Consider the following 12,208-nt stretch of genomic DNA (forward strand, 5'->3'; position numbering starts at 1 on the left):
AACGCAGTGCCGTGACGCACATCCCAATTTAAAGGATGCGAAGGGATCGCCCCCGTGTCTCAGGCAGCGGCTTCGTCGCCCTTCTCGTCGCCGTCGAGACCGAGATCCTTCAGCTTGCGGTAGAGCGTCGAGCGGCCGATGCCGAGGCGCCTCGACACTTCGGACATGCGGCCCCGGTAATATTGCAGGGCGAAGCGGATGATCTCCGCCTCCAACTCGTCCATCGGTTTCATCTCGCCGGACTCCTCGGTGACGAGGGTCATGGCGTGGGGGTCGCGGACCTCCACGCGGACGATCTCGCGCACCGGCTCCGGAGTCCCGGCATGGACCATGGGCTGGACCGGGGCGGCCGGAATGCGCACGTCGAACCCTTCGACCTGGGCGGCGATCTGCGGGAACTCGGCCACGGTGAGCTCGTCGCTATCGGCGAGCACCACCGCGCGGAACAGGGCGTTTTCCAGCTGTCGGACATTGCCGGGCCAGCCGTAGCGGCTGAGCAGCGACATCGCCTCCGGCGTGATCGCGCGGACACGCTTGCCCTCCTCGGCGGCGAAGCGCGCACAGAACGAGCGCACCAGATCCGGGATATCCTCGCGGCGCGCCCGGAGGGGGGGCAGGGTCATCGGGAAGACGTTCAGGCGGTAGTACAGGTCCTCGCGGAAGCGGCCCTGCTTCACGAGGTCGAGGAGCGAGCGGTTCGTGGCCGAGATGAGGCGGATGTCGATTCGGACACTGCGCTTGGCGCCCACCGGATCGACTTCCCCCTCCTGCAGGGCGCGCAGGAGCTTCACCTGGGCATCGAGGGGGAGTTCGCCGATCTCATCGAGGAACAGCGTACCGCCCGACGCCTCGACGAACTTGCCCACATGGCGCTCGGTGGCGCCGGTGAAGGCGCCCTTCTCGTGCCCGAACAGGGTCGATTCGACGAGGTTGTCGGGAATCGCGCCGCAATTGACCGTAACGAAGGCCTTGCCGCGCCGGTCGCCCGACCCCTGGATCGCGCGCGCCAGCACCTCCTTGCCGACACCGGATTCACCCTCGATCAACACCGGGATGTTGGACTTGGCCGAACGCTCGGCCAGCCGGATCACGCGCTCCATGTCGGGGCTGCGCGAGGACAGGTCCTTGAAGGTGAGCGAGCCGGAGGCGCGCCGCCGCATGCGCCGGACCTCCTCCTCGAGCTGATCGACCTTGAGGGCGTTCTTGATCGAGACCTGGAGCCGTTCGGCACCGGCGGGCTTCACCACGAAATCGGTGGCGCCGGCCCGCATGGCGTTGACCACCGCATCGATGGAGCCGTTGGACGTCTGGACGATGACGGGGATGTCGAGACCCGACTGGCGCATCTGGGCCATGACCCCGAGACCGTCGAGGCCGCCGGGCATCACCAGATCGAGGAGCACGACGTCGATCGGTTCGCCCGAACGCAGCAGGGACAACCCATCCTCGCCGCTCTCGGCGACCTTCACCTCAAAACCGAGGCGACGCACCATCGCTTCGGCGAGCCGGCGCTGGACGGGATCGTCGTCGACGATGAGGATCGTTGTCGACATGCGGAGAGCCTCGACCGTGTGCTGAGAAAGGCGATCGTCCCAGGGATATCGCCCTGCGAGTCGGCCACCGGTGTTTCGTTTCGATCCGTAGGGTGAGCGAAGAGCGTAAAGCTGCTCTTAACGACGATCCCACTTTCTTCCCTGATGGTCCACTCCCCGGCCGAGGCGGGGCGAACGAGGGACATGCCGGAGATTCGTTGCGGCCGAATGGGCCGAATCGGTTGATCACGGAGCCTCACCGCTCGATATCAGCGGAAACGGCGGGGAAACGCCGCTTCAGGATCAAAGACATCATGTCGAGTCGTGCCGTCGTCCATGCCAGCCTCTCAAGCGCCGCCCGGATGCCGGCCGGGCAACGATCGGAAGGAACGAACGTCGCGCGGGCGGCCGCTCTCGCCCTCGACCTCGGCTCGCTTCCCGAATGGGATCTGAGCGACCTCTATTCCGGGATCGATTCGCCGGACTTCCGCGCCGACCTGATCCGGGCGGAAGAGGAATGCAGCGCCTTCTCGGAGCGCTACGGCGGCGTCATCGCCGAGATCGCCGGCGGACCCGACGCGTCCGCTCGCCTCGCCGAGGCGGTGGCGGCCTATGAGGCGATCGAGGATCGGCTCGGCCGTCTGATGTCCTTCGCCGGCCTGGTCTACTCCGGCGACACCACGGACGAGCGGCGCCAGAAGTTCTACGGCGACACCCAGGAACGGCTGACCACGGCCTCCGGTCACCTGCTCTTCTTCGCCCTGGAGATCAACCGGGTCGATGACGGCGTGATGGACGCCGCCATGGCGGATGGTCCTCTCGCGCATTACCGCCCCTGGATCGAGGATCTGCGCCGCGAGAAGCCGTATCAGCTCGACGACCGCACCGAGAAGCTGTTCCTCGAGAAGTCGGTCACCGGGCGCTCCGCCTGGAACCGGCTGTTCGACGGCACGATCGCGTCCCTGCGCTTCCCGCTGCAGGGCGAGATGCTCACCCTCGAACCGACGCTCAACAAGCTGCAGGACCCGGACGGGGCGGTCCGCAAGGAAGCGGCCGGAGCCCTGGGCGACGTGTTCCGCGCCAATCTGCGGACCTTCGCCCTCATCACCAACACCTTGGCCAAGGACAAGGAGATCTCCGACCGCTGGCGCGGCTTCAAGGACGTCGCCGACGACCGGCACCTCTCCAACCGGGTCGAGCCCGAGGTGGTGGCGGCCCTGGTGGACGCCGTCCAGGCCGCCTATCCGCGCCTGTCGCACCGCTACTACCGGCTGAAGGCCAAGTGGTTCGGGGTGGACGTCCTGCCCTATTGGGACCGCAACGCGCCGCTGCCGCGGGTCGAGCAGCGCACCATTCCCTGGGCGGAGGCGCGCGACATGGTGCTCGACGCCTACGGCGCGTTCTCGCCGCGCATGGCCGACATCGCCAAGACCTTCTTCGACCGCCGCTGGATCGATGCGCCGACGCGGCCGGGCAAGGCGCCGGGCGCCTTCGCCCATCCCACCGTGCCCTCTGCGCATCCCTATGTGCTGGTGAACTACCAGGGCAAGCCGCGGGACGTGATGACCCTGGCGCACGAACTCGGCCACGGGGTGCATCAGGTCCTCGCCTCACATAACGGTGCGCTGATGGCGCCGACGCCCCTGACGCTGGCCGAGACCGCGAGCGTGTTCGGCGAGATGCTCACGTTCCGGCGCCTGCTCGCCGCCACCACCGATACGGTTCAGCGACGGGCGATGCTGGCCGCCAAGGTCGAGGACATGATCAACACGGTGGTGCGCCAGATCGCGTTCTACCTGTTCGAGCGGAAGGTCCACCTCGCTCGGGCCGAGGGCGAGCTCACCGCCGAGCAGATCAACGGGCTCTGGATGTCGGTGCAGGCGGAGAGCTTCGGCCCGGCGATCTCGCTGGATGCCGGCTACGAGCCGTTCTGGGCCTATATCCCGCACTTCATCCACTCGCCGTTCTACGTCTACGCCTATGCGTTCGGCGACTGCCTCGTGAACTCGCTCTACGGCGTCTATGCCAATGCCGAAGAGGGTTTCGTGGACCGCTACTTCGCCCTGCTCTCGGCCGGCGGGGCCAAGCCCTACGGCGAGCTCCTCGCTCCCTTCGGCCTCAATGCCAGCGACCCTGCCTTCTGGCAGATCGGCCTCAACATGATCGAGGGGATGATCGTCGAACTGGAGGCGATGGAGGGGTAACGCTCCTTTGCGCCGGCGGCCTTTCGTTGTACACAACGTACAACGAAAGGCCCGACCGTCATGAAGCTCGAAGTCAAGAAGATCGGCAATTCCACCGGGCTCATCCTGCCGCGGGAACTCATCACCAAACTGAATCTGGAACAGGGTCAGTGGCTTCACGTCACCGAAATGCCCGACGGCGGAGTGCGCCTGACCCCCTACGATCCTGATTTCGACAAGGCGATGGCGCTCGTCGACGACATCATGGACGAATACAAGGATACTTTGCGGGCGCTCGCGCAATGACCGAGCCTCGTTGGCTGACGGCCGAAGAGATCAAGGTTGCCCATGAACGCCAACTCGTCCGGTTTGGGGGCCCACCTGGACTTCGAGACGAGAATGCCCTCGAGTCGGCTCTGGGAAGGCCTGTGAACCGCTGGCGATATGAGGACGGCGACCTCGCTTCACTGGCGGCGGCGTATGCCTTCGGTCTTGCGCGGAATCATGCATTCATCGACGGCAACAAGCGGATCGCCTTCGTGGCAATGACGCTGTTCCTACGTCTCAACAACATTGCTTTTCGACCGGATCAGGCCGAGGCGACCCGGATGATCCTCGGCCTCGCCGCAAGCGAGATCGACGAGGATGGCCTCACGCGCTGGATCCGCGACAACTGGCCGGCGGCGTAACCTCTTCCGCGACTCGAGTTCCGCGACCCATGGGCTCATGGCCCTGGCACCCTCGGGGGAGGAGCCTATCTCGTAGTGACACCCCTTCGTCGCGCAGAATGGACCCGATGGCCGATCACGACAACGAAGCCAACCGCTTCTCGGCGCGCGCCAGCCGCTATGCCCGTGTCGGCGCCAATGTCGGGGGTGTCGCCGCGCGAATGGCCGGCGCCAAGCTGTTCGGAAAGGGAGAGACCCCCACCAACGCGGCCGCTCTGGCCCAGGCGCTCGGGGGGCTGAAGGGCCCGATCATGAAGGTGGCGCAGCTCCTCGCCACCGTGCCGGATCTGCTGCCGCCGGAATACGCCACCGAGCTTCAGAAACTCCAGGCCGACGCACCGCCGATGGGTGCGGCCTTCGTCAAGCGCCGGATGATGGCCGAGCTCGGCCCCGACTGGCAGAAGCGGTTCGCCTCCTTCGACCTCAAGCCCGCCGCCGCCGCCTCCCTCGGCCAGGTTCACCGGGCCACGGGCCTCGACGGGACGCCCTTCGCCTGCAAGCTCCAATATCCCGACATGCAATCGGCCGTGGAGGCCGACCTGAAGCAGCTCGAAATCGCCTTCGCCCTGCACCGTCGCCTCAGCTCCTGGCTCGACACCCGCGAGATCGCCAAGGAGATCGGCGCCCGCGTGCGCGAGGAGCTGGACTACGAGCGCGAGGCCAAGCACGCCGCCCTCTACGGGGCCGTGCTTCAGGACATCGCCGAGGTGAGGGTGCCCGCCATCCACACCGACCTCTCCACCAAGCGCCTCCTCACCCTCGGCTGGCTCGAAGGCGACAGGATCCTCAGCTTTTCCGATCAGCCCCTCGAGATCCGCAATCGTCTGGCGCGGGCGATGTTCAAGGCCTGGTGGCACCCGTTCAGTCGAGCGGCCGTGATCCACGGCGATCCGCACCTCGGCAACTACACGGTCTTCTCCGAGGACGGCGAGGCGCGCGGGATCAACCTGCTCGATTACGGCTGTGTCCGCATCTTCCACCCCCGCTTCGTCGGCGGCGTGGTCGATCTCTATCGCGGCCTGTTGGAGAACGACCACGCCCGGATCGTCCACGCCTACGAGGTGTGGGGATTCAAGAACCTCAACAAGGAGCTGATCGAGATCCTCAACATCTGGGCCCGGTTCATCTACGGCCCGATCCTCGAGGATCGCACGAGAACGGTGGCGGATGGCGTCAAGCCCGGCGAATATGGCCGGCGCCAGGCCTTCGAGGTGCATCAGGCCCTCAAGCAGCGCGGACCCGTGACCGTGCCGCAGGAATTCGTCTTCATGGACCGCGCCGCGGTGGGGCTCGGCGCGGTGTTCCTGCACCTGCGCTCGGAGCTGAACTACCACCGCCTGTTCGAGGCCGAAATCGAGCGCTTCTCCCTCGAGACCCTGACCGAACGGCAGGGCGCGGCTCTGGCAGCGGCGGGACTTCCATCTCCCGAGTAATCGCCAAGATTAACTGCCTGCGCATGACAAGCGGGGATCGACTGTCATTCTCCGGGATAAAACCGGCTTTCCATATTTTCGCGAGTCGGTATCTCGATTGCGGGTGACAGAGGCATGCGCTAAATCCGCTTGGAACCAATCAAGATGATACCCAAGGGGACGACGACAAGATGGCCGATGCGAAGACCGTGACCGGCGTACGTTACAGCCCGGCGATGGACGAAAAGACCCATGAACAGACCTACCGTGGGTTTGTCCGGTTCGTGGAAATCGGCACCTTCGTGGTGATCTGCTGGGTGCTCGCGTTGGCCGTGGGTGGCATTCGCGAGGCTTGGCTCACGGCGATCTTCGGCGTCTTGCTGTCGGGCGTGGCGGGCACGGTGGGCGCGCTGTCGCCTGTCGTCGGTTGGAAAGCTCCCGCTGCGGTCGCCGTTCTTCTACTTCTGTACCTCTTCTTCGCGTGACGTAGCCACGGACCGCTGGTATACCAGGGGTCCGGGCTCTATATTCCTGCTAAGCTACGGCGATCGAGAACGATCGCCGAGGGGGATCTCCTGAATGCGCATCGCTGTATTGACAGAGTCGGACCCCGCCGAGCCGCGGGTCGCGGCGGTGCCCGAGACGATCAAGAAATTCAAAGGCCTCGGGGCCGACGTGACGATCCAGTCCGGGGCCGGCCTGAAGGCCGGTGTTCCCGATGCGGATTACGAGGCGGCGGGCGCCACCATCGCCGCTACGGCGGCGGAGGCCGCAACGGATGCCGACCTCGTCCTCAAGGTTCGCCGTCCCAACGAGGACGAACTGAAGCTCTTGAAGACCGGCGCGACCGTCGTCGCCATCATGGATCCCTACGGTAACGAGACCGCGCTGAAGGCCATGGCCGATGCGGGGATCAGCGCCTTCTCCATGGAGCTGATGCCTCGCATCACCCGCGCTCAGGTCATGGACGTGCTCTCCTCGCAGGCCAACCTCGCCGGCTATCGCGCCGTGATCGACGCCGCCGCAGAGTATGGCCGCGCCATGCCGATGATGATGACGGCCGCCGGCACCGTGCCTGCCGCCCGCGTCTTCGTGATGGGCGTCGGCGTCGCCGGCCTCCAGGCCATCGCCACCGCCCGCCGCATGGGCGCGGTTGTGACCGCCACCGACGTGCGGCCCGCCACCAAGGAACAGGTCGAATCCCTCGGCGCCAAGTTCGTGGCGGTAGAGGACGACGAGTTCAAGCAGGCCGAGACGTCCGGCGGCTATGCCAAGGAAATGTCGGCGGAATACCAGAAGAAACAGGCCGATCTGGTGGCGACGCATATCGCCAAGCAGGACATCGTCATCACCACGGCGCTCATCCCCGGCCGCCCCGCTCCGAAGCTCGTCTCGGAGACGATGGTCGCCTCGATGAAGCCCGGCTCGGTGCTCATCGATCTCGCCGTCGAGCGCGGCGGCAACGTCGCCGGTGCCAAGGCCGGCGAGATCGTCACCACCGAGAACGGGGTCAAGATCGTCGGCCACGTCAATGTCGCCGGCCGCCTCGCGGCAACCGCGTCGAGCCTCTACGCCCGCAACCTGTTCGCCTTCGTCGAGACCCTGATCGACAAGGAGTCCAAGGCCCTCGCCGTCAAGTGGGACGACGAGCTGGTGAAGGCGACGAACCTCACGCGGGACGGACAGGTGGTCCACCCGTCCTTCCAGTCCACAGCAGCCTGATCGCGACGGAGAGACAGATGGCAACCCTTCCTCCCGAACAGGCCGCCGAACAGGCGCGCGCCGCCGCCGCTACCGCGCGCACCGCCGCCGAACAGGCGCAGAGCCTCGCAGACAGCCTCGGTCAGGGCATCAGCCACGGGATCGCCGCCGCCACCCACGGCGCGGTCGACCCCACCGTCTTCCAGCTCGCGATCTTTGTGCTCGCGATCTTCGTCGGGTACTACGTGGTGTGGTCGGTGACCCCGGCGCTCCACACCCCCCTGATGTCCGTCACCAACGCGATCTCGTCCGTCATCATCGTCGGCGCGCTCCTCGCCGCCGGCGTTCCGCTGATCGAGAAGGGCACCGGCTGGGCGCGCTTCTTCGGCTTCGTCGGCATCGTCCTCGCCAGCGTCAACATCTTCGGCGGCTTCCTCGTTACCCAGCGCATGCTCGGCATGTACAAGAAGAAGGCCTGAGACGATGTCCCAGAACGTCTCCGCCCTCCTCTATATCGTCTCCGGCGTCCTGTTCATCATGGCGCTGCGGGGGCTCTCGCATCCGACCACGTCGCGGCAGGGCAACCTGTACGGCATGATCGGCATGGGACTCGCCGTCCTGACCACCCTCGTCGGTCATCCGCCGGCCGGGTTCGGCGCCTGGATCATCGTCCTCCTCGGCCTCGGCATCGGCGGTGGCGCCGGTGCCGTCATCGCCAAGCGGGTGCCGATGACGGCCATGCCGCAGCTCGTGGCCGCCTTCCACTCCCTCGTGGGTCTCGCCGCCGTGGCGGGTGCGGCCGGCACACTCTATGCCCCGCAGGCGGTCGGCATCCTCGAGAACGGCCATATCCATAAGGAATCGCTGTTCGAGATGGCGCTCGGCGTCGCCATCGGCGCCATCACCTTCACCGGCTCGGTCATCGCCTTCGCCAAGCTCGACGGACGCATGTCCGGCAAGCCGATCATGCTGCCGCAGCGGCACGCGATCAACATCGCTCTCGGCATCGCCCTCATCGGTCTGATCGCCGTGTTCATCGGCACCGAGAGCAAGGCCATCTTCTGGCTGATCGTGGTGCTGTCCTTCGTGCTCGGCGGGCTGCTGATCATCCCGATCGGCGGCGCGGACATGCCCGTCGTCGTGTCGATGCTCAACTCCTATTCGGGTTGGGCGGCGGCCGGCATCGGCTTCACACTGGGCAACCTCGCGCTCATCATGACCGGCGCCCTCGTCGGCTCCTCGGGCGCGATCCTGTCCTACATCATGTGCAAGGCGATGAACCGCTCGTTCATCTCCGTGATCCTCGGTGGCTTCGGCGGCGATGCAGCCGCAGCCGGTGCGGGTGGCGCTGTCGAGACGCGCCCCGTGAAGCAGGGATCGGCCGACGACGCCGCCTACATCCTGAAGAACGCCGAGCGCGTCATCATCGTGCCCGGTTACGGCATGGCGGTGGCGCAGGCCCAGCACTCGCTCCGTGAGATGGTGGATATGCTCAAGAAGGAAGGCGTCGACGTGAAATACGCCATCCATCCCGTCGCCGGCCGCATGCCGGGGCACATGAACGTGCTGCTCGCCGAGGCCAACGTACCCTACGACGAGGTGCACGAGCTCGAGGACATCAACGGCGACTTCCCGCAGGCGGACGTTGCCTTCGTGATCGGCGCCAACGACGTCACCAACCCGGCCGCCAAGACCGACAAGACCTCGCCGATCTACGGCATGCCGATCCTTGACGTGGAGAAGGCCAAGACGGTCCTCTTCATCAAGCGCGGCATGGGCTCCGGCTATGCCGGTGTCGAGAACGAGGTGTTCTTCCGCGACAACACGATGATGCTGTTCGGCGACGCCAAGAAGGTCGTGGACTCGATCGTCAAGAACCTCTGAGCGGCGCGGGGCGGCACTCCGCCCCGTCAGTCTCGACTGCGGAGGGTCGGCGCCATGCGCCGGCCCTTTTCGCGTCTTGGTAGCAGCTGGTTCCGGTATCGCCCCACGCGTCACCTCGAAGCGAGCAGCGCAGTAGCGCCGGATAGCCCCAGGCGAGTAGACTGACGGCGTGTCAGCCGCCTCAGCCCTTGCCCCATCCCGTGCCTTCCTCGGCGTCACCCGTTCCGTCATGGGGCGGCCCTGGCGTGACCGCTGCGGCGACCCCGCCGCCCAGGCCTATGCCGCGACGATGGTGCAGGCCCATGGCCTGCCCGACCTTCTCGCCCGCGTCCTGGCCTCGCGCGGCATCCGGCCCGACGAGGCGGCGGCCTATCTCGAACCGCGCCTGCGCGACCTGATGCCGGATCCGTCCCGCCTCGTGGACATGGAGGCGGCGGCCGAACGGCTCGCCCGTGCCGTCGAGGCCGGCGAGCGCGTCGCCGTGTTCGGCGATTACGATGTCGACGGTGCCGCGAGCGCGGCGTTGATGGCCGGCTACCTGCGCGCGCTCGGTCTGACGGTGGACATTCACATCCCGGACCGGATCACGGAAGGCTACGGTCCCAACGTGGCGGCGGTCACGGCACTGGCGGAGGGCGGCGCGACGCTTCTCGTCTGCGTCGATTGCGGCACGAGCGGCCACGAGCCCCTGGCGGCCGCTGGCGGACTCGGACTCGCCGTGATCGTCCTCGACCACCACGGCGCGCCGGAGATGCTGCCTCCGGTCGAGGCATTGGTGAACCCGAACCGCCTCGACGACGTCTCCGGCCTCGGCCATCTCTGCGCGGCGGGTGTCGTCTTCCTTACCCTCGTAGCCCTCAACCGCCGCCTGAGGCGGGGAGGGCGGGAGGATCTGCCGGATCTCGCCGAAGCCCTCGATCTGGTGGCCCTGGCGACGGTCGCCGACGTGGTGCCGCTGACCGGCCTCAACCGCGCCTTCGTCGTCCAGGGATTGAAGGTGATGCGGGGCCGGGGCCGGATCGGTCTCGCCGCCCTGTTCGATGCGGCATCCCTGAGCGAGCCGCCGGAATCCTGGCATCTCGGCTATCTGCTCGGTCCGCGCATCAATGCGGGCGGCCGCATCGGCCATGCGGGGCTGGGCGCAGCCCTTCTCACCAGTGGAGATCCTGCGGAGGCGACCCGCATCGCCACCGAACTCGATCTCCTCAACCGGGAGCGGCAGGGCATCGAGGCACAGGCGGTGCTGGAAGCCGAGGCCGAGATGGATCGCGCGCTGACACTGGCCCCCGACACGCCGATCCTGGTGACGGCCTCCGCCTCCTGGCATCCGGGAGTGGTCGGCCTCGTGGCGGCGCGGCTGAAAGAGCGCTTCGGTCGGCCGGCTTTCGCCTTCGCCCTGCGCCCGGACGGGACCGCCACGGGGTCGGGCCGATCGGTCGCGGGGGTGGATCTCGGCCATGCGGTGCGTGAGGCCGTGGATGCCGGCCTCCTCGTCAAGGGCGGCGGGCATGCCATGGCGGCCGGCGCCACGCTCCCGAGCCACGATCCCACACATCTGCGCGACTTCCTGGCGGCCGCCCTCGCCGCGGCGGTGTCGGAGGCGAGGGCCGTGGAGGCACTGCTCGTCGACGGCACCGTGAACGCGGGCGGCGCCACGGCGGAGGTGGTTCGCCTCGTCCGGCGCGCCGGGCCGTTCGGCGCGGGAGCACCGGAACCGGTCTTCGCCCTGCCGTATCACCGGCTGGTCGATGCGGGAATCGTCGGCAACGGCCACGTCCGCGCGCGCTTCAGGAGCCGGGACGGCCAAGCCATCGGCACCATCGCCTTCCGCTCCGCCCAAGGACCGTTGGGGCAGGCGCTGCTGGGCGGGATCGGGCAGGAATTCCACGTAGCCGGAACCCTCGCCATCGATACCTGGCGCGGCGGCGAGCGGGTGCAGTTGCGCGTCGGCGATCTCGCCACACCCTGAACTTTGCGTCGGTGCCCGCGCAGGACGTGTTGACACCCGCGCAAGCCCTCACCATAAGGACCCGCGCGCTGCCGAGAGGCGGTGGTTTGGGGGAATGTCCCGAGCGGCAAAGGGGGCGGACTGTAAATCCGCTGCGTAAGCTTCGTAGGTTCGAGTCCTACTTCCCCCACCAATCCATACCGACACGCAGGCACCACGGCCGATGAAGGGATCACCTTCTCAAAACCGCGTCGCCATGTTATCGGGCGCCATATGCGGGTGTAGCTCAATGGTAGAGCAGCAGCCTTCCAAGCTGAATACCCGGGTTCGATTCCCGGTACCCGCTCCACTCCCCCCTTCCCGAAAAGACTAGCAACCTCAGCCCGATAGGGCAGGGGCGCGGTATCCAGTGGCTGTTTGCCTGGGCGGTGGATACCGCATGGATACCGCAGACGAATCGGTATCGGGCGCAAGTTTCCTTGTCGAACTCGGACCCGCTCGCACGAATGATGGTGATCGAAAGAGATCGCCATGCCCCGCTGCACCCACACCCCGGCCCGCCTCTACGACCGCCACCCTGATCCGGTTCACGACCTCATCGCCGTTGGCAGCCTTTCCCGGTTCGTGCGCTGCACGGATTGTGGTGCCAGGGGCATCGTCCGGCGCGGCCGCGTGGGATGGACGCCCCGTAGCGCCGGTGATCCGGTCCGCCCGGAGGTCGAGCGGTGGAACGCCCTGGTGGCCGAGGCTCGTGCAGCGCTCCTGCCTTGATCGAAGAACCCGGGCCCTTTCGCTTTGGGCCGCCCCGAACGTGTAAAAC

11 protein-coding genes and 2 tRNA genes are annotated in these 12,208 nt (G+C 67.0%); 12 read left to right on the plus strand and 1 reads right to left on the minus strand.

What is annotated here, in order from left to right; translation table 11 throughout:
- Positions 1-59: 59 nt before the first annotated feature.
- Positions 60-1,553: a sigma-54-dependent transcriptional regulator gene (locus MBTS_RS14320; protein ID WP_056145153.1), complete on the minus strand. Its 1,494-nt coding sequence runs from the start codon at positions 1,551-1,553 to the stop codon at positions 60-62.
- A 341-nt stretch (positions 1,554-1,894) separates the two neighbouring features.
- On the opposite strand from MBTS_RS14320, the gene MBTS_RS14325 reads away from it, so the two are divergent.
- The 12 genes from MBTS_RS14325 (at position 1,895) to MBTS_RS14380 (ending at position 12,159) form a co-directional block, all read left to right on the plus strand.
- Positions 1,895-3,736, plus strand: a complete 1,842-nt coding sequence (locus MBTS_RS14325) for a M3 family oligoendopeptidase (protein ID WP_373321246.1) — start codon at positions 1,895-1,897, stop codon at positions 3,734-3,736.
- A gap of 60 nt (positions 3,737-3,796) precedes the next feature.
- A complete protein-coding gene (locus tag MBTS_RS14330) occupies positions 3,797-4,021 on the plus strand; it encodes an AbrB/MazE/SpoVT family DNA-binding domain-containing protein (protein ID WP_018044347.1) in 225 nt (74 codons plus the stop codon).
- Positions 4,018-4,404 (plus strand): type II toxin-antitoxin system death-on-curing family toxin, encoded by a 387-nt coding sequence (locus tag MBTS_RS14335; protein WP_018044346.1) that lies wholly within the window; start codon positions 4,018-4,020, stop codon positions 4,402-4,404. Before MBTS_RS14330 ends, MBTS_RS14335 begins: the two co-directional genes overlap by 4 nt.
- 107 nt (positions 4,405-4,511) lie before the next feature.
- Positions 4,512-5,876 carry an ABC1 kinase family protein gene (locus MBTS_RS14340; protein ID WP_056145227.1) on the plus strand — a complete coding sequence of 455 codons (1,365 nt, stop codon included), beginning with the start codon at positions 4,512-4,514 and terminating at the stop codon, positions 5,874-5,876.
- 170 nt (positions 5,877-6,046) lie between these two features.
- Positions 6,047-6,340: an aa3-type cytochrome c oxidase subunit IV gene (locus tag MBTS_RS14345; RefSeq protein ID WP_018044344.1), complete on the plus strand. Its 294-nt coding sequence runs from the start codon at positions 6,047-6,049 to the stop codon at positions 6,338-6,340.
- 94 nt (positions 6,341-6,434) lie between these two features.
- Positions 6,435-7,577, plus strand: a complete 1,143-nt coding sequence (locus MBTS_RS14350) for a Re/Si-specific NAD(P)(+) transhydrogenase subunit alpha (protein WP_056160002.1) — start codon at positions 6,435-6,437, stop codon at positions 7,575-7,577.
- Between the two features lie 17 nt (positions 7,578-7,594).
- Positions 7,595-8,035 (plus strand): proton-translocating transhydrogenase family protein, encoded by a 441-nt coding sequence (locus MBTS_RS14355; RefSeq protein WP_018044342.1) that lies wholly within the window; start codon positions 7,595-7,597, stop codon positions 8,033-8,035.
- A gap of 4 nt (positions 8,036-8,039) precedes the next feature.
- Positions 8,040-9,440, plus strand: a complete 1,401-nt coding sequence (locus MBTS_RS14360) for an NAD(P)(+) transhydrogenase (Re/Si-specific) subunit beta (protein WP_056145168.1) — start codon at positions 8,040-8,042, stop codon at positions 9,438-9,440.
- A 229-nt stretch (positions 9,441-9,669) separates the two neighbouring features.
- Positions 9,670-11,409, plus strand: coding sequence for a single-stranded-DNA-specific exonuclease RecJ (recJ, locus tag MBTS_RS14365; RefSeq protein WP_210322804.1), 1,740 nt, complete (start codon positions 9,670-9,672; stop codon positions 11,407-11,409).
- Between the two features lie 88 nt (positions 11,410-11,497).
- Positions 11,498-11,581, plus strand: a tRNA-Tyr gene (locus tag MBTS_RS14370).
- A gap of 82 nt (positions 11,582-11,663) precedes the next feature.
- Positions 11,664-11,737, plus strand: a tRNA-Gly gene (locus tag MBTS_RS14375).
- Positions 11,738-11,919: 182 nt separating this feature from the next.
- Positions 11,920-12,159 carry a hypothetical protein gene (locus tag MBTS_RS14380; protein ID WP_018044339.1) on the plus strand — a complete coding sequence of 80 codons (240 nt, stop codon included), beginning with the start codon at positions 11,920-11,922 and terminating at the stop codon, positions 12,157-12,159.
- Positions 12,160-12,208 lie beyond the last annotated feature (49 nt).

Origin of the sequence: Methylobacterium bullatum, assembly GCF_014845095.1 — a bacterium.
Lineage (GTDB): Bacteria > Pseudomonadota > Alphaproteobacteria > Rhizobiales > Beijerinckiaceae > Methylobacterium > Methylobacterium bullatum.